This is a genomic window from Pseudomonas sp. NFIX28 (assembly GCF_900107395.1).
Lineage (GTDB): Bacteria > Pseudomonadota > Gammaproteobacteria > Pseudomonadales > Pseudomonadaceae > Aquipseudomonas.
This window is the reverse complement of the sequence record NZ_FNPW01000009.1, coordinates 192841-216901: the sequence shown is the minus strand read 5'-3', so window position 1 is coordinate 216901 and position 24061 is coordinate 192841. Positions and strand designations below refer to the sequence as shown.

The 24061-nt window shown below is 61.1% G+C and carries 29 protein-coding genes; 12 read left to right on the top strand and 17 right to left on the bottom strand.

The features are described 5' to 3' along the window. Window positions 1-84: 84 nt before the first annotated feature. Window positions 85-1239, top strand: coding sequence for a Do family serine endopeptidase AlgW (algW, locus tag BLV20_RS18715; RefSeq protein ID WP_007929855.1), 1155 nt, complete (start codon window positions 85-87; stop codon window positions 1237-1239). A 52-nt stretch (window positions 1240-1291) separates the two neighbouring features. Here algW and hisC read toward each other — a convergent pair whose 3' ends face one another. From hisC to BLV20_RS18665, 10 genes are all read right to left on the bottom strand, one after another. After that, window positions 1292-2344, bottom strand: coding sequence for a histidinol-phosphate transaminase (gene hisC / locus BLV20_RS18710; protein ID WP_092303941.1), 1053 nt, complete (start codon window positions 2342-2344; stop codon window positions 1292-1294). Then, window positions 2341-3675, bottom strand: a complete 1335-nt coding sequence (gene hisD, locus BLV20_RS18705; protein WP_092303939.1) for a histidinol dehydrogenase — start codon at window positions 3673-3675, stop codon at window positions 2341-2343. Before hisD ends, hisC begins: the two co-directional genes overlap by 4 nt. Window positions 3676-3798: 123 nt before the next feature. Beyond that, window positions 3799-4434, bottom strand: coding sequence for an ATP phosphoribosyltransferase (gene hisG / locus BLV20_RS18700; RefSeq protein ID WP_007929858.1), 636 nt, complete (start codon window positions 4432-4434; stop codon window positions 3799-3801). Window positions 4435-4561: 127 nt separating this feature from the next. After that, window positions 4562-5827: a UDP-N-acetylglucosamine 1-carboxyvinyltransferase gene (gene murA, locus BLV20_RS18695; RefSeq protein WP_092303937.1), complete on the bottom strand. Its 1266-nt coding sequence runs from the start codon at window positions 5825-5827 to the stop codon at window positions 4562-4564. 22 nt (window positions 5828-5849) lie between these two features. Beyond that, complete coding sequence (locus tag BLV20_RS18690) at window positions 5850-6101, bottom strand: BolA family protein (RefSeq protein WP_007929860.1); 252 nt, start codon at window positions 6099-6101, stop codon at window positions 5850-5852. Between the two features lie 115 nt (window positions 6102-6216). Continuing rightward, complete coding sequence (locus BLV20_RS18685) at window positions 6217-6522, bottom strand: STAS domain-containing protein (protein WP_092303935.1); 306 nt, start codon at window positions 6520-6522, stop codon at window positions 6217-6219. Then, window positions 6519-7172, bottom strand: a complete 654-nt coding sequence (locus BLV20_RS18680; RefSeq protein ID WP_092303933.1) for an MlaC/ttg2D family ABC transporter substrate-binding protein — start codon at window positions 7170-7172, stop codon at window positions 6519-6521. The genes BLV20_RS18685 and BLV20_RS18680 overlap by 4 nt, the downstream gene beginning before the upstream one ends. Before the next feature lie 10 nt (window positions 7173-7182). Beyond that, window positions 7183-7650, bottom strand: coding sequence for an outer membrane lipid asymmetry maintenance protein MlaD (gene mlaD / locus BLV20_RS18675; protein ID WP_007929863.1), 468 nt, complete (start codon window positions 7648-7650; stop codon window positions 7183-7185). Then, entirely contained in the window at window positions 7650-8447 is a 798-nt protein-coding gene (gene mlaE / locus BLV20_RS18670; RefSeq protein WP_092303931.1) for a lipid asymmetry maintenance ABC transporter permease subunit MlaE, read from the bottom strand. Before mlaE ends, mlaD begins: the two co-directional genes overlap by 1 nt. Further along, on the bottom strand, window positions 8447-9256 hold the full coding sequence (locus tag BLV20_RS18665; RefSeq protein WP_092303929.1) for an ATP-binding cassette domain-containing protein: 810 nt from the start codon (window positions 9254-9256) through the stop codon (window positions 8447-8449). Before BLV20_RS18665 ends, mlaE begins: the two co-directional genes overlap by 1 nt. Window positions 9257-9530: 274 nt before the next feature. Here BLV20_RS18665 and BLV20_RS18660 point away from each other — a divergent pair, with 274 nt between their 5' ends. The 10 genes from BLV20_RS18660 to BLV20_RS18615 all read left to right on the top strand — a co-directional run bounded on the left by BLV20_RS18660 (window position 9531) and on the right by BLV20_RS18615 (window position 16557). Next, window positions 9531-10505 (top strand): KpsF/GutQ family sugar-phosphate isomerase, encoded by a 975-nt coding sequence (locus BLV20_RS18660; RefSeq protein WP_092303928.1) that lies wholly within the window; start codon window positions 9531-9533, stop codon window positions 10503-10505. Next, the gene (locus BLV20_RS18655; RefSeq protein WP_092303926.1) at window positions 10505-11029 is read left to right on the top strand and encodes a KdsC family phosphatase; all 525 of its coding nucleotides are present in this window, start codon (window positions 10505-10507) and stop codon (window positions 11027-11029) included. Before BLV20_RS18660 ends, BLV20_RS18655 begins: the two co-directional genes overlap by 1 nt. Before the next feature lie 8 nt (window positions 11030-11037). Then, window positions 11038-11610 carry an LPS export ABC transporter periplasmic protein LptC gene (gene lptC / locus BLV20_RS18650; RefSeq protein ID WP_092303924.1) on the top strand — a complete coding sequence of 191 codons (573 nt, stop codon included), beginning with the start codon at window positions 11038-11040 and terminating at the stop codon, window positions 11608-11610. Continuing rightward, on the top strand, window positions 11597-12145 hold the full coding sequence (gene lptA, locus BLV20_RS18645) for a lipopolysaccharide transport periplasmic protein LptA (protein WP_092303922.1): 549 nt from the start codon (window positions 11597-11599) through the stop codon (window positions 12143-12145). Before lptC ends, lptA begins: the two co-directional genes overlap by 14 nt. Then, the gene (gene lptB, locus BLV20_RS18640; RefSeq protein ID WP_007929870.1) at window positions 12145-12870 is read left to right on the top strand and encodes an LPS export ABC transporter ATP-binding protein; all 726 of its coding nucleotides are present in this window, start codon (window positions 12145-12147) and stop codon (window positions 12868-12870) included. The genes lptA and lptB overlap by 1 nt, the downstream gene beginning before the upstream one ends. 182 nt (window positions 12871-13052) lie before the next feature. Further along, window positions 13053-14546 (top strand): RNA polymerase factor sigma-54, encoded by a 1494-nt coding sequence (locus BLV20_RS18635; RefSeq protein WP_092303920.1) that lies wholly within the window; start codon window positions 13053-13055, stop codon window positions 14544-14546. Window positions 14547-14625: 79 nt separating this feature from the next. Beyond that, window positions 14626-14931, top strand: a complete 306-nt coding sequence (gene hpf / locus BLV20_RS18630; protein WP_007929872.1) for a ribosome hibernation-promoting factor, HPF/YfiA family — start codon at window positions 14626-14628, stop codon at window positions 14929-14931. A gap of 12 nt (window positions 14932-14943) precedes the next feature. After that, complete coding sequence (gene ptsN, locus BLV20_RS18625) at window positions 14944-15408, top strand: PTS IIA-like nitrogen regulatory protein PtsN (RefSeq protein ID WP_092303918.1); 465 nt, start codon at window positions 14944-14946, stop codon at window positions 15406-15408. Window positions 15409-15410: 2 nt separating this feature from the next. After that, window positions 15411-16268, top strand: a complete 858-nt coding sequence (gene rapZ, locus BLV20_RS18620) for an RNase adapter RapZ (RefSeq protein ID WP_092303916.1) — start codon at window positions 15411-15413, stop codon at window positions 16266-16268. 16 nt (window positions 16269-16284) lie between these two features. Continuing rightward, window positions 16285-16557: an HPr family phosphocarrier protein gene (locus BLV20_RS18615; protein ID WP_009046999.1), complete on the top strand. Its 273-nt coding sequence runs from the start codon at window positions 16285-16287 to the stop codon at window positions 16555-16557. Between the two features lie 31 nt (window positions 16558-16588). Here the strand turns inward: BLV20_RS18615 and BLV20_RS18610 are convergent, their stop codons facing one another. The 6 genes from BLV20_RS18610 to pmbA form a co-directional block, all read right to left on the bottom strand. Beyond that, the gene (locus tag BLV20_RS18610; protein ID WP_092303914.1) at window positions 16589-17482 is read right to left on the bottom strand and encodes a ZIP family metal transporter; all 894 of its coding nucleotides are present in this window, start codon (window positions 17480-17482) and stop codon (window positions 16589-16591) included. 32 nt (window positions 17483-17514) lie between these two features. Further along, entirely contained in the window at window positions 17515-18126 is a 612-nt protein-coding gene (locus tag BLV20_RS18605) for a superoxide dismutase (protein ID WP_092303912.1), read from the bottom strand. Between the two features lies 1 nt (window position 18127). Further along, the gene (locus tag BLV20_RS18600; RefSeq protein WP_092303910.1) at window positions 18128-18574 is read right to left on the bottom strand and encodes a hypothetical protein; all 447 of its coding nucleotides are present in this window, start codon (window positions 18572-18574) and stop codon (window positions 18128-18130) included. A gap of 27 nt (window positions 18575-18601) precedes the next feature. Beyond that, a complete protein-coding gene (locus BLV20_RS18595; RefSeq protein WP_092303908.1) occupies window positions 18602-19978 on the bottom strand; it encodes a class II fumarate hydratase in 1377 nt (458 codons plus the stop codon). Beyond that, window positions 19971-20366 carry a hypothetical protein gene (locus tag BLV20_RS18590; protein WP_007929895.1) on the bottom strand — a complete coding sequence of 132 codons (396 nt, stop codon included), beginning with the start codon at window positions 20364-20366 and terminating at the stop codon, window positions 19971-19973. The genes BLV20_RS18595 and BLV20_RS18590 overlap by 8 nt, the downstream gene beginning before the upstream one ends. Window positions 20367-20592: 226 nt before the next feature. Continuing rightward, entirely contained in the window at window positions 20593-21939 is a 1347-nt protein-coding gene (gene pmbA, locus BLV20_RS18585) for a metalloprotease PmbA (RefSeq protein WP_092303906.1), read from the bottom strand. 108 nt (window positions 21940-22047) lie between these two features. On the opposite strand from pmbA, the gene yjgA reads away from it, so the two are divergent. Further along, window positions 22048-22569: a ribosome biogenesis factor YjgA gene (yjgA, locus tag BLV20_RS18580; protein ID WP_092303904.1), complete on the top strand. Its 522-nt coding sequence runs from the start codon at window positions 22048-22050 to the stop codon at window positions 22567-22569. Between the two features lie 48 nt (window positions 22570-22617). Here the strand turns inward: yjgA and tldD are convergent, their stop codons facing one another. Then, window positions 22618-24060, bottom strand: a complete 1443-nt coding sequence (gene tldD / locus BLV20_RS18575) for a metalloprotease TldD (protein WP_007929903.1) — start codon at window positions 24058-24060, stop codon at window positions 22618-22620. Between the last annotated feature and the right edge of the window lies 1 nt (window position 24061).

The following is a 24061-nucleotide window of genomic DNA, read 5'->3' as shown; positions in this document are numbered from 1 at the left end:
CCGTTCAGAGGCACGCGCGGCCTCGTATAATGCGCGACATTATGGGCCGTCCCGGGCGGCCTGCAACCTCTCAGGACTTGCTCAATGCTCAAGGCTCTGCGTTTTTTTGGCTGGCCATTACTGGCCGGCGTGCTTATCGCGTTGCTGATAATTCAGCGTTACCCGCAATGGGTCGGCCTGCCCAGCCTGGACGTCAACCTGCAGCAAGCCCCGCAAACCAAGGCGCTCCGGCAAGGCCCGGTGTCCTATGCCGATGCCGTGGCAATCGCTGCGCCGGCGGTGGTCAATCTGTACACCACCAAGGTCATCAATAAACCGGCGCACCCGCTGTTCGAAGACCCGCAGTTTCGCCGCTTCTTCGGCGACAACCTGCCCAAGCAGCAGCGCATGGAGTCGAGCCTGGGTTCCGGGGTGATCATGAGCCCCGAAGGTTATCTGCTGACCAACAACCACGTGACCGCCGGGGCCGAGCAGATTGTGGTAGCGCTCAAGGACGGCCGCGAGACCCTGGCCCACGTCATCGGCAGCGACCCGGAAACCGACCTGGCGGTCCTCAAGATCGACCTGAAGAACCTGCCTTCGATCACCGTCGGACGCTCCGACAGCATTCGCATCGGCGACGTGACCCTGGCCATCGGCAACCCGTTCGGGGTCGGCCAGACCGTGACCATGGGCATCATCAGCGCCACCGGGCGCAATCAGCTGGGCCTGAACAACTACGAAGACTTCATCCAGACCGACGCGGCGATCAACCCGGGCAACTCCGGCGGCGCGCTGGTGGATGCCAACGGCAACCTGACCGGGATCAACACGGCGATCTTCTCCAAGTCCGGCGGTTCCCAGGGCATTGGCTTCGCCATCCCGATCAAGCTGGCGATGGAGGTGATGAAGTCGATCATCGAGCACGGGCAGGTGATTCGTGGCTGGCTGGGCATCGAAGTGCAGCCGCTGACCCAGGAACTGGCCGAGTCGTTCGGCTTGTCCGGGCGCCCGGGTATCGTGGTGGCGGGGATTTTCCGCGACGGTCCGGCGCAAAAGGCCGGCATGCAGTTGGGTGACGTGATTCTCAGCATCGATGGCGAGCCGGCCGGCGATGGCCGTCGCTCGATGAATCAGGTGGCGCGGATCAAACCCAGCGACAAGGTCAGCATCCAGGTCATGCGCAACGGCAAGGAGCTCAAGCTCACCGCCGAAATCGGCCTGCGCCCGCCACCGGCGCCGGTCAAGGAAAAAGAGTAAGAGCATCGCGGGCCAGCTTCGCTCCTTTTGCGAAGCTGGCCCGCGATAGGTTTTACAGCTCGCCCAGGCCGTCGATCAGTGCCTGGTTCTGCTCCGGCGTACCGATACTGATCCGCAGGAACTGGGCAATCCGCTCCTGCTTGAAGTGCCGGACAATCACCCCCTGCTCCCGCAGCTTGGCCGCCAGGCCCGCCGCATCGTGCTGCGGATGACGGGCAAAGATGAAGTTGGCGGCCGATGGCAGCACTTCAAAGCCCTTGGCGCGCAACTGCGCCACCACCTGCTCGCGACTGTCGATCACCAGCTGGCAGGTCTTGGCGAAATACTCGCGATCATCGAACGCCGCCGCGGCGCCGACGATTGCCAGGCGATCCAGCGGATAGGAGTTGAAGCTGTTCTTGATCCGCTCCAGCGCTTCGATCAAGTCCGGGTGCCCCACCGCCAGGCCGACCCGCAGGCCGGCCAGCGAACGGGACTTGGACAAGGTCTGGGTCACCAGCAGGTTCGGATAGCGATCCACCAGGCTGATGGCGGTTTCTCCGCCGAAGTCGATGTACGCCTCGTCCACCACCACGACCGAATCCGGGCTGGCCTTGAGGATCTGCTCGACGGCCTCCAGGGCCAGCAGGCAACCGGTCGGCGCGTTCGGGTTGGGGAAGATGATCCCGCCGTTCGGCCTTGCATAATCGGCTGTGCGGATCTGGAACTGCTCGTCCAGCGGCACGGCCTCGAAGTCGATGCCGTACAAGCCGCAATACACCGGATAAAAGCTGTAGCTGATGTCCGGGAAGAGCAGCGGTTGGTCGTGTTGCAACAAGCCGTGGAAGATATGCGCCAGCACTTCATCGGAACCGTTGCCGAGGAACACCTGATTGCTCTGCACCCCGTAATAGCGGGCCACGGCTTGCTTGAGCAGGTCGCTGTTGGGGTCCGGGTATAGGCGCAGGTTGTCGTTCAGTTCGCCCTGCATTGCGGCCAGCGCCTTGGGCGACGGGCCGTAAGGGTTTTCGTTGGTGTTGAGCTTGACCAGCCTGGTCAGCTTCGGCTGTTCGCCCGGCACGTAGGGCACCAAGTCCTTGACGAACGGACTCCAGAATTTACTCATACGTCTTGCCCCTGTTCCTGGTCAGCGATGATCCGGTATTCCGCACTGCGGGCGTGAGCGCTCAGCGACTCGCCACGGGCCAGCACCGAGGCGGTCTTGCCCAGTTCGGAAGCGCCCTGCTCCGAGCAGAAAATGATCGACGAACGTTTCTGGAAGTCATACACCCCCAGCGGCGAGGAGAATCGCGCCGTGCCGGAAGTCGGCAACACATGGTTCGGGCCCGCGCAATAGTCACCCAGGGCCTCGGAAGTATGACGGCCCATGAAGATCGCGCCAGCGTGACGGATCTGCGGCAACCAGGCCTGGGGATCGGCAACGGACAGCTCGAGGTGCTCCGGAGCGATGCGGTTGGCCACGTCGATGGCCTGCTGCATGTCGCGCACCTGGATCAAGGCGCCACGGCCGTTGATCGAGGTATTGATGATTTCTGCGCGCTCCATGGTCGGCAGCAGCTTGGCGATGCTGGCAGCGACCTGGTCGAGGAAGGCGGCATCCGGGCTGACAAGGATCGCCTGGGCATCTTCGTCGTGCTCGGCCTGGGAAAACAGGTCCATGGCGATCCAGTCCGGATCGGTCTGGCCGTCGCACACCACGAGGATCTCCGAAGGGCCGGCGATCATGTCGATGCCCACCTGGCCAAACACGTGACGCTTGGCGGTGGCCACATAGATGTTGCCCGGGCCGACCACCTTGTCCACCTGCGGCACGCTCTCGGTACCGTAGGCCAGCGCGGCAACGGCCTGGGCGCCACCAATGGTGAACACCCGGTCGACGCCGGCGATGCAGGCCGCCGCCAGCACCAGCTCGTTGACCTCGCCACGCGGGGTCGGCACCACCATCACCACTTCGGTGACGCCAGCGACTTTGGCCGGGATGGCATTCATCAATACCGAGGAGGGATAAGACGCCTTGCCGCCCGGCACATACAGGCCGGCGCGGTCCAGCGGCGTGACCTTCTGGCCCAGCACCGTGCCGTCGGCCTCGGTGTAGGTCCAGGAATCCTGCTTCTGTTTTTCGTGGTAGCTGCGCACCCGCGCCGCGGCTTTTTCCAGGGCTTCGCGCTGGGCCACGGTGATCCGGGTCAGGGCCAGTTCGAGGCGCTCGCGCGGCAGGATCAGGTCGGCCATGGAGGCGACTTGCAGGCCGTCGAAACGCTGGGTGAACTCCACCAGCGCCGCGTCGCCGCGCTCGCGCACCGCCTTGATGATGTCCAGCACCCGCTGATTGACCGAGTCGTCAGACACACTTTCCCAGCTCAGCAGATGATCCAGATGATGCGCGAAATCCGGGTCAGCAGCGTTGAGTCGGCGAATTGCAGTGGGAGCGGTCATAGCGAGGGCCTCATTGAATGGCTAATGCTCAGGCACCCTAAGCTACCAGTCCATTCGCGCGGGCACCTGAGAAAATTGGCTATGACACGGATAGACGGGCGCGGCTCGCGCCGCGCGAGTGAATCAACCGCGGTGTCGCGACTCCACTGCTTTGCGCAGGGTGTCGATCAGTGCCTGGATGCGAGCGTGCTGCATTTTCATGGAGGCCTTGTTGACCACCAGGCGGGAACTGATCATGGAAATCAGCTCCTGGGGCTCCAGGCCATTGGCCCGCAGGGTGTTACCGGTGTCGACCACGTCGATGATCTTGTCCGCCAGGCCAATCAGCGGCGCCAGCTCCATCGAGCCGTACAGCTTGATGATATCGACCTGGCGCCCCTGCTCGGCGTAGTAGCGCTTGGCGACATTGACGAACTTGGTGGCGACGCGCAGGCGGCCCTTGGGTTCGACCGCGCCAATGGCACCGGCGGTCATCAGCTTGCACTGGGCGATCTGCAGGTCCAGCGGCTCGTACAGGCCCTGGCCGCCGTATTCCATCAGCACATCTTTGCCGGCAACGCCGAGGTCGGCGGCACCGTGTTCGACATAGGTCGGCACGTCGGTGGCGCGCACGATCAGCAAGCGCACGTCGGCCTGGGTCGTGGGGATGATCAGCTTGCGGCTCTTGTCCGGATTCTCGGTGGGCACGATGCCGGCTTCAGCCAGAAGCGGCAAGGTGTCATCAAGGATGCGGCCCTTGGACAGTGCGATGGTCAACATGGGAAACGTAAGTCCTTATCAGGATACTCATGCCCGGTCGCGAACGGCGCCAGACACGCATCGAGCCTGAACACAGGCTCGACTTGGAACGAAACCTTCGGGCACGTCCCTGTGCCCATCACGCAAACTAGCCCGGTACGCGGCGGATCTTGGCGCCGAGCATCTGCAGCTTCTCTTCGATGCACTCGTAACCACGGTCGATGTGGTAGATGCGATCGATCAGGGTATCGCCGTCGGCAACCAGCGCCGAGATCACCAGGCTGGCCGAAGCCCGCAGGTCGGTGGCCATCACTGGCGCGCCCTTGAGTTTCTCGGTGCCGGTGACGATGGCGGTGTTGCCTTCGACCTGGATCTTCGCGCCCATGCGATGCAGTTCATAGACGTGCATGAAGCGGTTTTCGAAGATGGTCTCGATCACCGCGCCCGTGCCTTCGGCAATCGCGTTAAGGGAGATGAACTGGGCCTGCATGTCGGTCGGGAACGCCGGGTACGGCGCGGTACGCACGTTGACCGCCTTCGGACGCTTGCCGTGCATGTTCAGCTCGATCCAGTCCTCGCCGGTGGTGACTTCGGCGCCGGATTCCTTGAGTTTTTCCAGGACGGCTTCAAGGATGGTCGGATCGGTGTCCTTGACCTTGACGCGACCGCCAGTCACGGCAGCGGCGACCAGGTAGGTGCCGGTTTCGATACGGTCAGGCATGACTTTGTAGGTCGCCGAGTGCAGACGCTCGACACCTTCGATGGTGATGGTGTCGGTACCGGCACCGGAAACCTTGGCGCCCATGGCATTGAGGAAGTTCGCCAGGTCGACCACTTCAGGTTCGCGGGCGGCGTTCTGCAGCACGCTGCGGCCCTTGGCCAGGGCAGCGGCCATCATGATGTTCTCGGTACCGGTCACACTCACGGTATCGAAGAAGAAGTGTGCGCCGCGCAGGCCGCCTTCAGGCGCCTTGGCCTTGATGTAGCCGCCTTCGACGTCGATTACCGCGCCCATGGCTTCCAGGCCGCGGATGTGCAGGTCGACCGGACGCGAACCGATGGCGCAACCACCCGGCAGCGCGACTTCGGCTTCGCCGAAACGGGCAACCATCGGGCCCAGAACCAGGATCGAGGCACGCATGGTCTTGACCAGCTCATAGGGCGCGACCAAGGTCTTGATGGTGCGAGGGTCGATCTCGACGCTGAGCTTCTCGTCGATCACCGGCTCGATGCCCATGCGCCCGAACAGCTCGATCATGGTGGTGATGTCGTGCAGGTGCGGCAGGTTGGCGACCGTGACCGGGCCATCGCACAGCAGGGTTGCAGCCAGGATCGGCAGGGCAGAGTTCTTTGCCCCGGAAATGCGGATTTCGCCATCAAGACGAACGCCGCCGGTAATAATCAATTTATCCATAAGAATCTCGACGCCCTTGGGCTCAGGTGCGCTCGGCCCAGGCCGCGCTGCTGAAAAATTTCATAGTGACCGCATGGATGCTGCCATCGGCGATCCACGGGTTCAAATGGGCATAGATGCTCTGCTGACGCTTGACCGGACTCAAGGCCACCAGTTCGTCGCTGATCACATTCAGCTGAAAGTTGCAGCCTTCGCCCTCAACTTCTACCTGAACGGATGAAAGAGTCTCGGACAGCTTTCCTTCAAGGAAGCTCTTCACTTCGTTGGCCTGCATGCTCAACCTCAATCGGCGCCCTGTGCGCGCGGGTCGGACATCATACAAAAAAGCCCCGCGCCTGCGAACCCCGCATAGCAGGACTCTGACGGGGGGCTTGCTTGTCGATGGGTTACTAAGGCTGCGCCAGCAGCTCGGTCAGACCGGAAACCTCGGCGATTTCGCGCATGTCTTCAGGCAGTGCACGGATGCTGACCGCCTTCCCGGCTGCCGCGGCATCGCGCATGAAGGCCAGCAGCAGCGACAGACCGACACTGCTGGACTTCTCGACTGCCGAACAGTCGAGCACCAGCGCCGCCGCGGTACTGGATGCGATCAGGGCCTGGCCCTGCTGGCGCAGGCCCGGGCCGGAACGGTAGTCCAGCACACCGCTGATCAGCAGTTCGCCGGCTTCACCCATACGGACGGCCGACTCACTCATTGCACGACCTTCTCTGGCGAGTTTTCGGTCGCTTCCTTGGCCTTGGCGACTTCGCCGGCCCAGTTATTGATGGTCTTGTCCAGGTCGTTGCCGTTGCGCTGCATGGCATCGGCGAACTGATCGCGGAACAGCTTGCCGATATTGATGCCGTTGATGATCACGTTGCGCAGCTTCCACTCGCCGTTGATCTTCTCCAGCGTGTACGACACGGGATAGATCGCGCCATTACTGCCCTTGACGGTCATGCCGACGCTGGTACGGTTTCCCGACTCATCCTTGGCAGGCTCGACGACGATGCCCTGGTTGTTGTACTCCAGCAAGGCGTTGCCGTAGAACTGGAACAGGCCTTTCTTGAAGTTTTCTTCAAAGGTACGCATTTGTTCCGGCGTGGCTTTGCGCGAGTACTTGACCGTCATGATGCTCTTGGAAATACCTTCGGCATCCACGACCGGGCCCACGATGCTGTTCAGCGCCGCATAAAAGTCTTGCGGGTCCTGCTTGTACTTTTCTTTGTTGGCGGCCAGGTCGGCCAGCAAACGGTTGGTGGTGTCCTGTACCAGATCATGCGCGGAAGGCGCCGCCACGGCGTGAGCCATCAACGGCAACGCCGCCAGTAAAACCAACAGGCTACGTCGCAAGGTAGAGATCATGAAAAAATCCTCATTTGGCGTCTTTGCTAACGGTATTGAGCAGGAATTTACCGATCAGGTCCTCAAGCACCAGTGAAGACTGGGTGTCATGGATGGTCCCGCCATCCTTGAGCAACGTGTCTTCGCCGCCGACGCTGATACCAATGTATTTCTCGCCGAGCAGCCCAGCGGTCAGGATAGATGCAGTGGAGTCGGTCGGCAGGTTATCTACGCGCTTTTCCAGCTGCAGCGTGACCCGACCGGTGAAACTGTCGCGGTCCAGATCGATAGCCGTGACCTTGCCGATGGTCACACCGGCCATGGTCACCTTAGCTCTGACCGTCAAACCGGCGATATTGTCGAAATATGCGTAAAGTTTATAAGTATCGGTGCTCGAGGTCGGGGACAAGCCACTGACCCGCAAGGCAAGCAACAGCAAAGCCAGGATGCCAGCCAGCAGGAAAAGGCCGACACCGATTTCCAGGGTGCGGTTTTGCATCAGAAATCTCCAAACATCAAGGCGGTCAGAATAAAGTCCAGGCCGAGTACGGCCAACGAGGCGTACACAACGGTCTTGGTAGTGGCACGACTGATTCCCTCTGAAGTGGGCTCACAGTCATAGCCTTGGAATACGGCGATCCAGGTCACGACAAAGGCGAAAACGATGCTCTTGACGATGCCATTGAGCACATCGTCGACAAACGTCACGCTGTTTTGCATGTTCGACCAGTAGGAACCTTCATAGACCCCCAGCCAGTCGACAGCCACCCACGAACCGCCCCAGATGCCCACCACGCTGAAAATCATCGCCAGCAGCGGCAGGGAAATGAAGCCGGCCCACAGGCGTGGCGCGACGATGTACTTGAGCGGGTCGACGCCGATCATCTCCAGGCTGGAGAGCTGCTCGGTGGCTTTCATGTTGCCGATTTCCGCGGTCAGCGCAGAGCCGGCCCGGCCGGCGAAGAGCAGCGCCGTGACCACCGGCCCCAGTTCACGCAGCAAGGTCAGGGCAACCATCTGCCCCACCGCCTGCTCCGAACCGTAGCTGGAGAGGATATTGAACCCCTGCAACGCCAGCACCATGCCGATGAACACCCCGGAGACCACGATGATCACCAGGGACATCACGCCCACCGAATGCAGTTGCTTGACCAACAGGCCGAAGCCGCCGCCGACACTGCCGCGACCGAACAACACATGAAACAGCATCAGGCTCGAACGCCCGAGCACCGCGAGAACGTCGATGCCCGAGCGGCCGAACAGACGAATTCGCTCCAATAAAGATACTTTGCGCATCAGCGCTTCCCCAGAAGATCTGCGCGGTAGTCCGGCGCTGGAAAGTGAAAGGGTACCGGACCGTCGGGGTCGCCTTTCATGAACTGGCGGATCCGCGGGTTATCGGAGTTCATCAATTCGTCAGGCGTGCCCTGCCCTAATACCTGGCCATCGCCCACCACATAGATGTAGTCGGCGATGCTCGCGGTTTCCGCCAAATCATGGGAAACCACGATGCTGGTGATGCCCAGCGCGTCGTTGAGCAAACGGATCAGGCGCACCAAAACCCCCATGGCGATGGGGTCCTGGCCTACGAATGGCTCGTCGTACATGAGGATCTGCGGATCCAGGGCAATAGCCCGGGCCAGGGCCACACGACGCTTCATGCCGCCAGACAGCTCGTCGGGCATCAGGTCGATAGCGCCGCGCAACCCGACCGCCTGCAACTTGAGCAGGACGATGTCGCGGATCATTTCGTCTGGCAGCTGGGTGTGGACGCGCAACGGAAAGGCGACGTTCTGGAACACATCGAGGTCGGTGAACAGCGCGCCGCTCTGGAACAGCACGCCCATTTGCTTGCGGGCGTCGAACAGATCACCGCGCGACAATTTGGGCAGGTTCTGGCCGTTGACCCAGACTTCCCCGCTGCTGGGGCGCAATTGCGCGCCCATCAACCGCAGGAGCGTGGTCTTGCCGCAACCGGAAGGCCCCATGATGCCGGTGACCTTGCCCCGTGGAATACGGATATCGACATTATTGAAGATGCTGCGCGCACCGCGCTTGAAGGACAGTCCCTTCAGCTCGACCGCGTAGGCGTTATCGGCACTCATCTAAACTCCTTGCGATGCAGCCTCACACTCGGACGCTTGGCTCCCTGCCGGGAGTACATGCACCCAGGGCAGGCCGAACTGGCGGCGAACTATATCACTGCTGATACGGAGCCCCCAAGGCCGAAGCCATCCATGTTCAGGTTGGAGACAGGCCAAAACGGGCTTTACAGACAATTCCAGCCTATAGAAGGACAAAGGCTGACGAACTTGCGTGAGGGAATCGATCATTACCGCTATAATCGCCGCCTTTTCATCAGGCTATACGATTTCAGACATGAGCCAATCCAGCGACCTGATTCAATCAGCACAACGCACCATCCGCCTCGAGATAGAAGCCGTAGAAGGCTTGCTGCCACATATCGACGCTGATTTCGTACGCGCTTGCGAGATGATTCTGGCCAGCAAAGGCCGCGTAGTGGTGGTCGGCATGGGCAAGTCCGGGCACATCGGCAACAAAATCGCCGCCACCCTGGCCAGCACCGGCACCACCGCGTTTTTTGTCCACCCGGCCGAAGCCAGCCATGGCGACATGGGCATGATTACCCGGGACGACGTGATCCTGGCCTTGTCCAACTCCGGCTCGACCAACGAAATCGTGACCTTGCTGCCGCTGATCAAGCGCCTGGGCATCCAGCTGATCAGCATCACCGGCAACCCTGATTCGGCACTGGCCAAGGCCGCCGAAGTCAATCTCAATGTCCAGGTCAAGCAAGAGGCCTGCCCGCTGAACCTGGCCCCGACCTCCTCGACCACCGCGGCCCTGGTCATGGGCGACGCCCTGGCCGTGGCCTTGCTGGAAGCTCGCGGCTTCACCGCCGAAGACTTCGCCTTCTCCCATCCGGGCGGCGCGCTGGGCCGGCGCCTGCTGCTGAAGGTCGAGAATGTCATGCATGCTGGCGAACAGCTGCCACAGGTCCAGCGCGGCACGCTGCTCAAGGACGCCCTGATGGAAATGACCCGCAAAGGCCTGGGCATGACCGTCATTGTCGATACCGACGGTCGCTTGGCGGGAGTCTTCACCGACGGCGACCTGCGTCGCACCCTGGACCGCACCATCGATATTCATCACACCACCATCGATGAAGTCATGACCGTTCACGGCAAGACCGCCCGCGCTGAAATGCTCGCCGCCGAAGCCCTGAAAATCATGGAAGACAATCGAATCAACGCACTGGTCGTGGTGGACAAGGACGATCGCCCGATCGGCGCCTTCAACCTGTCCGACCTGCTGCGCGCGGGAGTCATGTAATGAGCACGGATCTGCTGCAACGCGGCAAGAGCATCAAGCTGGCGGTATTCGACGTGGATGGCGTGCTGACCGACGGTCGCCTGTATTTCCTCGAGGACGGCAGCGAGTTCAAAACCTTCAATACCCTCGACGGCCAGGGCATCAAGATGCTGATGGCCGCGGGCGTACAGACGGCAATCATCAGCGGGCGCAAGACGCCAGTGGTCGAGCGCCGGGCAAAAAACCTGGGGATTCCCCACCTGTTTCAGGGTCGCGAAGACAAACTGGTAGTGCTGGACGGGCTTCTTGCCCAACTGGGCCTAAGCTATGAGCAAGTCGCCTACCTGGGTGACGACCTGCCGGACCTGCCAGTAATCCGTCGAGTCGGCCTGGGCATGGCCGTCGCCAATGCCGCCAGCTTTGTCCGCGAACACGCCCACGGCGTCACCCAGGCACGTGGCGGCGAAGGCGCCGCCCGCGAGTTCTGCGAGTTGATCCTGCGCGCCCAAGGCAGCCTTGAAGCGGCCCACGCCGCCTACTTATAGAGCCTCCCATGCTGAGCAAAAAGATTCGCAACATACTGATCTTCGGCATCATCACCGTGCTGTTCCTGGCGGTGGGCTACTGGAATATCAGCCCGGAACGCTTCCTCGACAAACCGGTCGCGCAAGTCGATGAAAGCGCCATCGACTACTACGCCATCAATGCCCGCAGCGTGCAGTACCTGCCGGACGGCAAGCTGCAGTACGAAATGACCTCCGACAAGGTCGAGCACCTCAAGGCCACCGAGGTGACATTGCTGACCAAGCCGGACCTGCAGATGTATCGCGGCACCGCCTTTCCCTGGCATGTCCAGAGCGAGCGCGGCGAAGTCAACCCGGACGGCACCGAGGTGGAGCTGATCGACTCGGTACGGATTTCCCGCACCGACGAGAAAAATCGCAACCTGCTGATCACCACGACCCGCATGACAGTATTCCCGCAGAAGCAATATGCGCAGACCGATCAAGACGTTAGAATCGACGGCGCCGGCGGCGTGACGACTGGCAAGGGAATGAAAGCGTATTTGAAAGACGGCAGGATGAACCTGCTATCGAACGTAAGAGGACAGTATGAGGCTCGTTAAAACCCTCCCTATTTTGCTCAGTCTGGGCGCAGCACTGGGAAGCGTGAGCGCCTGGGCTCTGCCGAACGATAGCCAGCAACCAATCCGCATCCAGGCCGATGACGCCCAACTGGACGACAAGAATGGCGTAGCCACCTATAGAGGCGACGTGATCATCACCCAAGGCTCGATGAAGGTCACCGGCAATACCGTGACCATCACCCGCACCCAGACCGGTGACATCGACGTGGTGACATCGGTGGGCAACCTGGCCTATTTCGAACAGCTTCAAACCCAGGGCGATACCAAGCCGGTCCAGGGCTACGGCGTGACCATCCAGTACCACGCCGCGCAGAACCGCGTCGTACTGATCGACCGCGCCAAAGTCGTCGACAAGGACGGCAACATCACCCAGGGCGAGAAAATCGTCTACGACACCAACAAGAAGCTGGCCAGCGCCGGTCGCGCCACCGGTAGCAAAGTCACCGAGTCGCGCCCACGGATCGATATGGTCATCCAGCCGAAAAAGAAAACTGACGAGCAAAAGGCCCAGTAATGGCAACTCTGAAAGCTCAGCACCTGGCCAAGAGCTACAAGAGCCGCCAGGTCGTGCGTGACGTCAGCCTGTCCATCGACAGCGGCCAGATCGTCGGCCTGCTCGGCCCCAACGGCGCCGGCAAGACCACCTGCTTCTACATGATCGTCGGCCTGGTCCAGGCCGATCAGGGACGCATCCTGATCGACGACCTGGACGTCAGCCACCAGCCGATGCACGGCCGCGCACGTGCCGGTATCGGCTATCTGCCGCAGGAAGCCTCGATCTTCCGCAAGCTCTCGGTAGCCGACAACATCATGGCCATCCTCGAGACCCGCAAAGAACTCGACAAGGCCGGCCGTCGCCAGGAACTGGAAAGCCTGTTGCAGGAATTCCACATCAACCATATTCGCGACAACCTCGGCATGAGCCTTTCCGGCGGTGAGCGTCGCCGCGTGGAAATTGCTCGCGCACTGGCCACCGCCCCCAAGTTCATCCTGCTCGACGAACCCTTCGCCGGCGTGGACCCGATCTCGGTAGGCGACATCAAGCAGATCATTCACCACCTGAAGGCCAAGGGCATCGGCGTACTCATCACCGACCACAACGTCCGTGAAACCCTGGATATCTGTGAAACCGCCTACATCGTCAATGACGGTCAACTGATCGCCGAAGGCGACGCCGAAACCATCCTCGCCAACGAGCTGGTCAAGGAGGTTTACCTGGGCCATGAGTTCCGCCTGTAAAGCCTGAGGTGTTTGGCTGGTCGCCAGAGCGCCCACTCCAATAAAACCCTGCCGTTTTTATTGTTACAGCGCTCTAGGCAAACACTTCAGTTTCAGGCATATAATTTGCTTATGTTTGGCGCTCACGCGCCCTGTAGTGGATGGCGCATGTGCGCCGGCGAATAAGGTGTTAAGCCCCTGCCATGAAACCATCGCTAGTCCTCAGAATGGGCCAGCAGCTGACGATGACACCGCAGCTGCAACAGGCCATCCGCCTGCTCCAATTGTCGACCCTGGACCTGCAACAGGAAATCCAGGAGGCCCTGGAGTCCAACCCGATGCTCGAGCGCCAGGAAGAAGGCGACGACTTCGATAACACCGATCCGCTGGCCGACAACGCCGAGCAGAAGCCCAACACCGATATCCAGGAAACTTCCTACCAGGAAACCGCCCCGACGGTGGACAACCTCGAAGACGGTGAATGGAACGAACGCATCCCCAACGACCTGCCGGTCGACACCGCCTGGGAAGATGTCTACCAGACCAGCGCCAGCAGCCTGCCTAGCAACGATGACGACGAGTGGGACTTCACCACCCGCACCTCGGCCGGTGAAAGCCTGCAGAGCCACCTGCTCTGGCAATTGAACCTGGCGCCCATGTCCGACACCGATCGCCTGATCGCCGTGACCCTGATCGACTGCATCAACAATCAGGGCTATCTGGACGAAACCCTCGAGGAAATCCTCGACGCCTTCGATCCGGAGCTGGACATCGAACTCGACGAAATCGAGGCGGTCCTGCATCGCATCCAGCAATTCGAACCTGCCGGCATCGGCGCTCGCAACCTCGGCGAGTGCCTACTGTTGCAACTGCGCCAGTTGCCCGCCAAGACCCCTTGGCTGACGGAAGCCAAGCGCCTGGTCACCGACTTCATCGACCTGCTCGGCAGCCGCGACTACAGCCAGCTGATGCGTCGCATGAAGCTCAAGGAAGACGAACTGCGCCAGGTCATCGAACTGGTACAGAGCCTCAATCCACGGCCGGGCTCGCAAATCGAATCCACCGAAGCCGAATATGTGGTCCCAGACGTCATAGTGCGCAAGGACAACGAACGCTGGCTGGTTGAACTGAACCAGGAGTCCGTGCCGCGCCTGCGCGTCAACCCGCAATACGCCGGCTTCGTGCGGCGCGCCGACACCAGCGCCGACAACACCTTCATGCGCAACCAGTTGCAGGAAGCCCGCTGGTTCATCAAGAGCCTGCAGAGCCGCAACGAAACCCTGATGAAGGTTGCCACCCAGATCGTCGAGCACCAGCGCGGCTTCCTCGAGTACGGCGATGAGGCGATGAAACCGCTGGTCCTGCATGACATCGCCGAAGCGGTCGGCATGCACGAGTCGACGATTTCACGGGTGACCACGCAAAAATTCATGCATACCCCACGGGGCATTTATGAACTGAAATACTTTTTCTCCAGCCACGTAAGTACCTCCGAAGGCGGTGAATGCTCGTCCACAGCGATCCGCGCGATCATCAAAAAACTGGTCGCCGCGGAAAATCAGAAAAAGCCGTTGAGTGACAGCAAGATCGCTGGTTTACTGGAGGCACAAGGCATTCAGGTAGCCCGCCGTACCGTCGCCAAGTACCGCGAATCCCTTGGGATCGCACCTTCCAGCGAACGGAAGCGGTTGATGTAGCCGCCGGGCTCGCCACAGCGTTCCAGTGGCAGGTCAATCGACCTGCCGCTTTATGCACTGGCAACGAAGGAGAAGCTGTATGCAAGTCAACATCAGTGGACACCAACTGGAAGTGACCGAACCTCTGCGCGCTTACATCGGCGAAAAACTCGACCGATTGGAGCGGCACTTTGACAAGATTACCAATGTGCAGGTAACGCTGGCCGTCGAGAAACTGAAGCAGAAAATCGAGGCTACGCTGCACATCCACGGTGGGGAAGTCGTCGCCAATGCAGAACATGACGATATGTATGCCGCAATCGACTTGCTCACGGACAAGCTTGACCGCCAACTGAAAAAGCATAAGGAAAAGCAACTCCACCTTCTCCAAGGCACGGGTCGCTAACACTCCCCTCCCATGATCCGACTTGAAAGCATCCTGACCCCCGGCCGTTCCCTGGTGAACGTGCCGGGCGGCAGTAAAAAACGCGCCCTCGAACAAATTGCCAACCTGATCAGCCGCGAAGTGCCCGATCTGGAGATGCAAGATGTCTTCGAAAGCCTGATTGCCCGTGAAAAACTGGGATCTACCGGTTTTGGTAACGGCATCGCCATTCCTCACTGCCGCCTCAAAGGCTGCGAGTCGCCCATCAGTGCCTTGATGCACCTGGACGCTCCCATCGATTTCGACGCCATCGACGGCGCACCGGTCGACCTGCTGTTCGTACTGCTGGTGCCGGAAGCTGCCACCGATGCGCACCTGGAACTGCTCCGGCAGATTGCTAGCATGCTGGACCGCAAAGAAGTACGCGACAAGCTGCGCAGCGCCACCAGTAACGAAGCCCTGTACAAGGTTGTCCTGGAAGAGCAGAACGGTCAGTAATCATGCGTTTGATCATCGTCAGCGGCCGCTCCGGCTCAGGTAAAAGTACCGCCCTCGATGTCCTCGAGGACAATGGCTATTACTGCATCGATAACCTGCCGGCCGGGCTGTTGCCCGAACTGGCCGAGCGAGCGCTGATCCATACCGAATTGACGCAGCCACTGGTCGCCGTATCGATCGACGCCCGCAACCTGCCAAGCCACCTGTCGCGCTTCCCTGAGCTGCTCGAGGAAGTGCGCGGCCGGCATATCCAGTGCGACGTGCTGTACCTGGATGCCGACGAAGAAACCCTGCTCAAGCGCTTTTCCGAAACCCGTCGCCGTCACCCACTGAGCAGCAACAACCGCTCGCTGGCCGAGGCGATCCAGGACGAAAGCCAACTGCTGGGCCCGATTGCCGACCTCGCCGACCTCAAGGTCAACACCACCAACCTGAACCTGTACCAACTGCGCGATACCATCAAGTTGCGCCTGCTGAACCAGCCAGAGCCGGGCACTGCCTTTCTCGTAGAGTCTTTCGGCTTCAAGCGAGGCATGCCGGTCGACGCCGACCTGGTGTTCGATGTGCGCTGCCTGCCCAACCCATACTGGAAACCCGAGCTGCGTGACCAGTCCGGCCTCGACCAGCCGGTTGCCGATTACCTGGCTACCCAGCCGGATGTCGAGGAAATGTTCCAGGACATTTCCAGCTACCTGCTGAAATGGCTGCCACGCTTCGCTGCCAGTAACCGCGCCTACGTCACTATTGCCATTGGTTGCACAGGCGGCCACCACCGCTCGGTCTACCTGACCGAACGCCTGGGCCAAGTTCTGCAAAAGTCCCTGAAGAACGTCCAGGTTCGCCACCGCGACCTTAGCTGAAAGGATCTACCCCGCGATGCCTGCTCTGGAAATTGAAATCATCAACAAACTGGGTTTGCATGCCCGCGCCTCGGCAAAATTCGTTGGCGTGGCCGGTCAGTTTCCTTGCCAGATTCGCGCTGGGAGAACGCCGGAGTCGATGGTCGATGGCAAAAGCATCATGGCGATGATGATGCTGGCGGCTGGCAAAGGCACCAAGATTCATTTGAAGACCGAAGGCGAACAGGAGCAGGAGGCGCTGGAAGCGCTGGTGGCACTGATCAACAACTTCTTCGACGAAGGCGAATAAATTCGGCAGGGCAAACCTGCCGAAAAGGCACTCAAGCGAGTGCCGTATCCATGACCATCATCAGGCAAAAGCCGATACACAAACCAAGGCTGGCCAGCTTTTCATGACCGTTGCGTCGTGATTCGGGGATCACTTCGTGGGTCACCACCAGCAACATGGCCCCCGCCGCCAACGCCAACCCGAGCGGCAACAGCATCTCGGCCAGGCTCACCAGCCACGCGCACAACAACGCGAAGACCGGCTCCACCAGGCCTGAAGCAGCCCCGATCAGGAACGCCTTGACCCTGGACATGCCGGCGCCAGCCAGCACCAGGGCAATTACCAACCCTTCCGGCACATCCTGCAAGGCAATGCCCATGGCCAGGCTGTCCGCCTCCGCCATGCCGCCACCTGCGGAGACACCTACGGCCATTCCTTCAGGAATGTTGTGGGCGATGATGGCAAACACAAACAACCAGATCCGCGGCGGGATGACCGGGTGATCAAGGGTGCCCACCAGTTGTTCCGGGCTTGCCCCCGATACCTTGCGATCCACCAGAAACAACCCCAAGGCACCGAGCATGATGCCGGAGCTGATCAGGCCACTCGACGCCCAGGGCGATAAGCCGAGGTTTTCCGCCGCGGCGATTCCGGGAACGATCAGCGAAAAGGCTGTTGCCGCCAGCATCACCCCGGCACCGAAACCCAGCAGGGAATCACTCAGCGCCAGCGGCATCTTGCGGATGACCAGCACCGGCACTGCACCCAACGCGGTTCCCAAGGCGCAGATCGCTCCACCCTGTAATGCACGCAACAAACGCGGCTCCAGGTGCAGCCAGGACAGGCCTTGGGCCACCAGCAATGCAGTACCCGCCAACAGCAACAGCGAACCGAGCGCATAGCGAAACATCCGTCCGCTGCCAATCGTCAGTGTTTCAGTGCCCATAGTCAGCCTTAGATCTTTTTATAGAGAGGAACTCAAGCCAGTGCGGCCTGGTAGCGCTGAGCCACTTCAGGCCAATTGATCACGTTGTAGAACGCGCTGATGTATTCCGGCCGTCGGTTCTGGTAGCGCAGGTAATACGCGTGCTCCCACACGTCCAGGCCGAGAATCGGAGTGTTGCCGCTCATCAACGGGCTGTCCTGGTTGCCGCTGCTCTCGACGATCAGGGTCTTTTTCGGGGTCACGCTGAGCCAGGCCCAACCGCTACCGAAACGCGTGAGCGCAGCCTTGGTGAAGGCCTCCTTGAAACTCTCGAAACCACCCAGTTGCTCGTCGATTGCCTTGCCCAGCGCACCGTCCGGCTTGCCCCCACCTGCCGGTGCCATTACCGCCCAGAACAATGAATGGTTGGCGTGGCCGCCCCCCTGGTTGATAACTGCGGCACGCAGCTTCTCCGGCAGTTGCTGGACCTCGGCCACCAGTTTTTCCACTGACCAGTCGGCCCATTCAGTGCCTTCCACGGCCGCATTGAGATTATTGATGTAGGTCTGGTGATGCTTGCTGTAATGGATTTCCATGGTCTGCGCATCGATATGCGGCTCCAGGGCGTCGTAGGCGTAGGGCAATGCAGGCAAGGTAAAGGACATATCAATGTGCTCCGTAATGAGGGGCATTCGGGGTCGCGGTGCCGGAGGTCGATGGCGTGACGCTTTCCAGCAGGCGGTGAGTACGGGGGTATTCACCGTGCTCACTGATGAAGTTGAGTAACTCGACATAGGTCTTGCTGCTCTGGCGCAGCGCGGCTTCGCGCAGTGCCGGCGCCAGACGGTTGTCCTGCAGGGTCTGCAACAGCCGCTGGTGGATGGCACAAAGATATTCCGCGCTCTCCTCCGGCTGGTTCAGGCGCAGGTGCAAATCCGCCAGGTTGTGATGGGAGATGACACAGGCCGCCACCGCTTCGTCGGCATCGCTCCAGCGCTCGAACAACACCTGCGCCAAAGCCAGGGCCTGCAAGTAATACTCGCGGGCATCCACCAGGTCGCCCTGCATGAAGAAACGATTTGCCCTTTCGATCGTGCGTTTCCAGTGCTCCATGGTGAACCTCCAAAGCAATGTCGGGCTTTACACGCCGCCCGCGGTGAGTTTTTCCGGATCGAGCAGGATCTCCAGCTGGCTGCGTGGCAGATCAGTGTGCTCGAGGGCCACGTCTATTACCGGACGCCCCTGCTTGTAGGCGGTCTTGGCAATTTCCGCGGCCTTCTGGTAACCGATGATCGGGTTGAGTGCCGTGACCAGGATTGGGTTGCGCGACAACGCCTCCTTGAGCTTGGGCTCGTTGACCTTGAAGCTGGCAATCGCCTTGTCCGCCAAAAGGCGGCTGGAATTGGCCAACAACTCGATGCTGCTCAACAGGTTCTGGGCGATGATCGGCAGCATGACGTTCAGCTCGAAGTTGCCCGACTGCCCCGCCACCGTGATCGTCATGTCATTGCCAATCACCTGGGCCGCCACCATGGCCGTGGCTTCCGGAATTACCGGGTTGACCTTGCCCGGCATGATCGAGGAGCCCGGTTGCAGCCCTTCCAGCTCGATCTCGCCGAGGCCGGCCAATGGCCCGGAGTTCATCCAGCGCAGGTCGTTGGCGATCTTCATCAAGGTGACCGCGATCGCCTTGAGCTGGCCCGACACCGCCACCGCAGTGTCCTGGGAGCCGATCAGGGCGAACAGATTCTTGCCCGGCGTGAACTGCACCTGGGTCAGGCTGCTCAGTTGCCGGCTGAAACCTGCGGCGAATTGAGGATGAGCGTTGATCCCGGTACCCACTGCGGTACCACCTTGCGCCAGGGCTTGCAGGCTCGGCAGCAGATCCTGCAGGTGACCGATATTGGCCTTGAGCTGCTGCGCCCAACCTTCCAATACCTGGCTCATGCGCACCGGCATCGCATCCATCAAGTGAGTGCGCCCGGTCTTGATGAAGGGATGGACTTCGACCGCCTTGCGCTCGATGACCTGCACCAAGTGCACCAACGCCGGCAGCAGTTGTTCGTGCAAACCCAGGGCAGCGCTGACATGGATGGTGGTCGGGATAATGTCGTTGCTGCTCTGCCCACAGTTCACGTGGTCATTGGGGTTGACCGGCTCACCGAGCAGGCGGCTGGCCAGGGTGGCGATGACCTCGTTGGCGTTCATGTTGGAACTGGTGCCGGAACCGGTCTGGAAGATATCCACCGGAAAATGCTGCATGAAGTCGCCTTCCAACAGACCCTGGGCGGCGTCGACGATGGCCTTGCCCTGGGATTCGCTCAGTTGCTTGAGTTCGACGTTGGCCTTGGCCGCGGCCGCCTTGGCCAGGATCAGCGCGCGGATGAACTGCGTCGGCATGCGCTGGTGACTGATGGGAAAGTTATCCACCGCACGCTGGGTTTGTGCGCCATACAGCGCCTGCTCCGGAACATGCAGTTCGCCCATGCTGTCGCGTTCGATACGGGTATTACTCATCGGGAAATCCTTGCACCAGTTCGATAAGGGGAATGGATGGCAGCAACGAGCAGGTCGCCAGTTGCCAGGCATGGCTTTGCCAGCGCTTGAGCCGGCATTTGCAGAAAGACAGGCGTTCCAGGTCGCGCAATGGGCGCCAGGCCTGGTCCAGGCACTGGCTGCGCCAATGCCAGGGCAGCGCAGTATCGGTGGCGGTATCGAGCAACAGGCGAAATGAGGTTTCAGCAATCAGCCAGGGCGAGGTGGCGGTGCAACACGCCAGGTAGCGCCCTTCGGCCAGGTAATGCTCGATCAGGCGCGGCTCATCGGGGTCGAGGGCGCAACGGATCTGGCGACTCATCCAACGCCAGCTTTCGAGATAAGGCTGCTCGTGCAAGGCAGAACTCATGACCCTGGGCTCATTCGATAATGAGATTTATTATTATATGATATTGAGAATCAACACAAGCCCGTCGCCCTCCTTCCCTTTGCAGGAGCGAGGCTCGGTTGTGTACCCGGCAAAACGCTATTGCGAGCAAGCTCGCTCCCACGACAGGCGATTTAATAAAACCCGGGCATTAAAAAAGCGCGCGCCCCAGACGGGACGCGCGCTTTTGGCTAACGGCGGTTGAGAGTCAGCTACCGGCGACCGTCATCCGCTCGATCAATACCGAACCGGTGCGGATGTTGCTGCGCAGCTCCAGATCGTTACCGACGGCGATGATCTGCTTGAACATGTCGCGCATGTTGCCAGCAATGGTCACTTCCTGGACAGCGAACTGGATTTCGCCGTTCTCTACCCAGAAACCGGCCGCGCCCCGGGAGTAATCGCCGGTAACCATGTTCAACCCGTGGCCCATCAACTCGGTGACCAGCAGGCCCCGGCCCATGCGGCGCAACAATGCCGCCTGGTCTTCCTCGCCATGGGTCACGAACAGGTTGTGCACACCACCGGCATTGGCCGTGCTGGGCAGGCCGAGCTTGCGCCCGGAATAAGTCCCCAGCACGTAGGACACCAGCTCGCCGTTCTCGACGAAAGGCTTGGCGTAAGTGGCCAGGCCATCGCCGTCGAACGCTGAGCTGCCCAGCGCCCGCATCAAGTGTGGACGTTCATCGATGGTCAGCCACTCAGGAAACAGCCGCTGCCCCAAGGCACCTTCAAGGAAGGACGACTTGCGGTACAGGTTGCCGCCGGAAATCGCCCCCAGGAAGCTGCCGAACAGGCCGCCGGCCAGTTCCGCGGAAAACAGCACCGGCACTTCGCAGGTCGGCACCGGGCGCGCGCCCAGGCGGCTCGCGGCACGTTGCGCGGCGCGCTGGCCGATGGTCACCGGGTCCGTCAACAGATGGCCCTGGCGATTGACGTCATACCAGTAGTCACGCTGCATCTGGCCGTCGGCCTCGGCGATCATCACGCAACTCAAGCTGTGCCGAGTCGACGCATAACCGCCGATAAAACCGTGGCTGTTGCCATACACACGGCAGCCCTGGTGGGTGCTCAGGGTGGTGCCGTCGGCATTCTTGATCCGGCTGTCGGCGGCAAAGGCCGCGGCTTCACAGGCCAGCGCCTGTTCGATGGCTTGCTCCGGGGTAATGTCCCAGGCGTGGAACAGATCGAAATCCGGCACGTCGCGGGCCATCAGGGCGGCATCGGCCAACCCCGAACTTTCGTCTTCCGAGGTGTGCTTGGCAATGGCCAGGGCCGCGGCAACGGTTTCGCGAATCGCTTCGGGGCCGCTGGCCGAGGTGCTGGCCGAGCCCTTGCGCTGGCCGACGTACAGCGTGATGCCAAAACCCTGGTCGCGATTGAATTCGACGGTTTCCACTTCCCGCTGGCGAACCGAAGTCGACAGGCCCTGCTCCAGAGAAACCGCCACTTCACAGGCACTGGCGCCCTGGCGCTTGGCCTCGGCGATGATCTGCTCGACTTGTTCCTGCAGTGCCGGCAAAGCCTGCGGGCCGACGCTTTCTGCTGCACTCATGGTTTTCTCCACTCAAATTCTGCTTTCGGTTAAGGCCTTCGAGCGACCGGGCCGGACAAGCGGCCCCCGACTGGTTATCATGGCGGCGTTTCTTTGCGGACTGCCACCATGGTTGATTCTTACGACGACTCCCTCGATGGGGAGAAAAGCAAATCCCAGGTCAAACGCGAGCTGCATGCTCTGGTTGACCTCGGCGAGCGCCTTACAACACTCAAGCCCGACTTGCTGAACAAACTGCCATTGACCGACGCCCTGCGCCGAGCCCTGGCGGATGCGCCCAAGCATGTCGCCCATATCGCGCGTAAACGCCACCTGCAATTCATTGGCAAGCTGATGCGCGATCAGGACACCAGCGCGATCCTGGTTCTGCTGGACCAGCTCGACGCCTCAACTCGCCAGTACAACGAACGTTTCCATGGCCTGGAGCGCTGGCGCGATCGCTTGATCGCAGGCGACGACGCCGTCCTGGAAAAATTCGTCAGCGACTATCCGGAAGCGGATCGTCAGCAACTACGCTCCCTGATCCGTCAGGCCCAGCATGAGGTGGCGCATAACAAGCCGCCCGCCTCCAGCCGTAAAATCTTCAAATACATCCGCGAGCTGGACGAGACTCAACGCGGCCTGCGCTGAATCTCGATTCGGGTGGGTTGCCGCGCAACTCACCCGCCGCTTCACTTCTTAAGCGCCCGTGCCACCCACGGTGATCGCATCGATCTTCAAGGTCGGCTGGCCGACACCCACCGGCACCGACTGTCCATCCTTGCCACAGGTCCCCACACCGCTGTCCAGCGCCAGGTCGTTGCCGACCATCGACACCCGGCTCATGGCTTCCGGGCCGTTACCGATCAAGGTCGCGCCCTTGACCGGCGCGGTGATCTTGCCGTCTTCGATCAGATACGCCTCGCTGGTGGAGAACACGAACTTGCCACTGGTGATATCCACCTGGCCGCCGCCCAGGTTGGCGCAGTAGATGCCCTTTTTCACCGAGGCGATGATTTCTGCCGGATCGCTTTCGCCACCCAGCATGTAAGTGTTGGTCATGCGCGGCATCGGCAGGTGCGCATAGGATTCGCGACGACCGTTGCCAGTGCGGGCCACACCCATCAGGCGGGCATTGAGCTTGTCCTGCATGTAGCCCTTGAGCACACCGTTCTCGATCAGGGTGGTGCATTCGGTCGGGGTGCCTTCGTCGTCGATGCTCAACGAACCGCGCCGCCCGGCCAAAGTGCCGTCGTCGACGATGGTGCAGAGTTTCGAGGCCACCATTTCGCCCATGCGGCCGCTGTAGGCCGAACTGCCCTTGCGGTTGAAGTCGCCCTCCAGGCCGTGGCCCACCGCTTCGTGCAACAGCACGCCGGACCAGCCGGAACCGAGCACCACCGGCAAGGTGCCGGCTGGCGCGGGGATGGCTTCCAGGTTGACCAGGGCCTGGCGCAGCGCCTCGCGGGCGTACCCCATGGCGCGGTCCTCACTGAGGAAATAACGGTAATCGGTACGCCCGCCGCCGCCATGGCCGCCACGTTCGCGGCGACCATTCTGTTCGACGATCACGCTGACGTTGAAGCGCACCAAAGGCCGCACATCCGCCGCCAGGCCGCCGTCGGTGGAGGCCACCAGAATGCGCTCCCAGACCCCGGCCATGCTGACACTGACCTGCTGGATACGGGGATCGAGGGCCCGGGTCGCGGCGTCGACACGCTTGAGCAGCTCGACTTTTTCCGCGCGGCTAATGACTTCCAGCGGGTTGTCCGGCGCATACAGCTGGGCCACATCCTGAGTGGTAAAGGCCTGCACGGTGCCGTTCTGCCCGGCACGGGAAATCGAGCGCGCGGCACGGGCGGCCAGGCCGAGCGCTTCCAGGGTGATGGCATTGCTATAGGCAAAGCCGGTTTTCTCTCCCGACTGCGCCCGCACGCCAACGCCCTGGTCCAGATTGAAACTGCCTTCCTTGACGATGCCGTCTTCCAGCGACCAGGACTCGGAAATCTGCCCCTGGAAATACAGGTCGGCAGCGTCGATGCCCGGGCCGGCCAGGTCGCCGAGCACGCCCTGCAGGCTTTCCAGGGTCACGCCACCGGGCGCCAGAAGGTGTTCACTGACTGAAGATAACAACCCGCTCATA

Excerpts from the sequence above, each read along its gene's own strand:
- algW (WP_007929855.1), top strand. The coding sequence starts at position 85 with ATGCTCAAGGCTCTGCGTTTTTTTGGCTGGCCATTACTGGCCGGCGTG.
- hisC (WP_092303941.1), bottom strand. The coding sequence starts at position 2,344 with ATGAGTAAATTCTGGAGTCCGTTCGTCAAGGACTTGGTGCCCTACGTG.
- hisD (WP_092303939.1), bottom strand. The coding sequence starts at position 3,675 with ATGACCGCTCCCACTGCAATTCGCCGACTCAACGCTGCTGACCCGGAT.
- hisG (WP_007929858.1), bottom strand. The coding sequence starts at position 4,434 with ATGTTGACCATCGCACTGTCCAAGGGCCGCATCCTTGATGACACCTTG.
- murA (WP_092303937.1), bottom strand. The coding sequence starts at position 5,827 with ATGGATAAATTGATTATTACCGGCGGCGTTCGTCTTGATGGCGAAATC.
- BLV20_RS18690 (WP_007929860.1), bottom strand. The coding sequence starts at position 6,101 with ATGCAGGCCAACGAAGTGAAGAGCTTCCTTGAAGGAAAGCTGTCCGAG.
- BLV20_RS18685 (WP_092303935.1), bottom strand. The coding sequence starts at position 6,522 with ATGAGTGAGTCGGCCGTCCGTATGGGTGAAGCCGGCGAACTGCTGATC.
- BLV20_RS18680 (WP_092303933.1), bottom strand. The coding sequence starts at position 7,172 with ATGATCTCTACCTTGCGACGTAGCCTGTTGGTTTTACTGGCGGCGTTG.
- mlaD (WP_007929863.1), bottom strand. The coding sequence starts at position 7,650 with ATGCAAAACCGCACCCTGGAAATCGGTGTCGGCCTTTTCCTGCTGGCT.
- mlaE (WP_092303931.1), bottom strand. The coding sequence starts at position 8,447 with ATGCGCAAAGTATCTTTATTGGAGCGAATTCGTCTGTTCGGCCGCTCG.
- BLV20_RS18665 (WP_092303929.1), bottom strand. The coding sequence starts at position 9,256 with ATGAGTGCCGATAACGCCTACGCGGTCGAGCTGAAGGGACTGTCCTTC.
- BLV20_RS18660 (WP_092303928.1), top strand. The coding sequence starts at position 9,531 with ATGAGCCAATCCAGCGACCTGATTCAATCAGCACAACGCACCATCCGC.
- BLV20_RS18655 (WP_092303926.1), top strand. The coding sequence starts at position 10,505 with ATGAGCACGGATCTGCTGCAACGCGGCAAGAGCATCAAGCTGGCGGTA.
- lptC (WP_092303924.1), top strand. The coding sequence starts at position 11,038 with ATGCTGAGCAAAAAGATTCGCAACATACTGATCTTCGGCATCATCACC.
- lptA (WP_092303922.1), top strand. The coding sequence starts at position 11,597 with ATGAGGCTCGTTAAAACCCTCCCTATTTTGCTCAGTCTGGGCGCAGCA.
- lptB (WP_007929870.1), top strand. The coding sequence starts at position 12,145 with ATGGCAACTCTGAAAGCTCAGCACCTGGCCAAGAGCTACAAGAGCCGC.
- BLV20_RS18635 (WP_092303920.1), top strand. The coding sequence starts at position 13,053 with ATGAAACCATCGCTAGTCCTCAGAATGGGCCAGCAGCTGACGATGACA.
- hpf (WP_007929872.1), top strand. The coding sequence starts at position 14,626 with ATGCAAGTCAACATCAGTGGACACCAACTGGAAGTGACCGAACCTCTG.
- ptsN (WP_092303918.1), top strand. The coding sequence starts at position 14,944 with ATGATCCGACTTGAAAGCATCCTGACCCCCGGCCGTTCCCTGGTGAAC.
- rapZ (WP_092303916.1), top strand. The coding sequence starts at position 15,411 with ATGCGTTTGATCATCGTCAGCGGCCGCTCCGGCTCAGGTAAAAGTACC.
- BLV20_RS18615 (WP_009046999.1), top strand. The coding sequence starts at position 16,285 with ATGCCTGCTCTGGAAATTGAAATCATCAACAAACTGGGTTTGCATGCC.
- BLV20_RS18610 (WP_092303914.1), bottom strand. The coding sequence starts at position 17,482 with ATGGGCACTGAAACACTGACGATTGGCAGCGGACGGATGTTTCGCTAT.
- BLV20_RS18605 (WP_092303912.1), bottom strand. The coding sequence starts at position 18,126 with ATGTCCTTTACCTTGCCTGCATTGCCCTACGCCTACGACGCCCTGGAG.
- BLV20_RS18600 (WP_092303910.1), bottom strand. The coding sequence starts at position 18,574 with ATGGAGCACTGGAAACGCACGATCGAAAGGGCAAATCGTTTCTTCATG.
- BLV20_RS18595 (WP_092303908.1), bottom strand. The coding sequence starts at position 19,978 with ATGAGTAATACCCGTATCGAACGCGACAGCATGGGCGAACTGCATGTT.
- BLV20_RS18590 (WP_007929895.1), bottom strand. The coding sequence starts at position 20,366 with ATGAGTTCTGCCTTGCACGAGCAGCCTTATCTCGAAAGCTGGCGTTGG.
- pmbA (WP_092303906.1), bottom strand. The coding sequence starts at position 21,939 with ATGAGTGCAGCAGAAAGCGTCGGCCCGCAGGCTTTGCCGGCACTGCAG.
- yjgA (WP_092303904.1), top strand. The coding sequence starts at position 22,048 with ATGGTTGATTCTTACGACGACTCCCTCGATGGGGAGAAAAGCAAATCC.
- tldD (WP_007929903.1), bottom strand. The coding sequence starts at position 24,060 with ATGAGCGGGTTGTTATCTTCAGTCAGTGAACACCTTCTGGCGCCCGGT.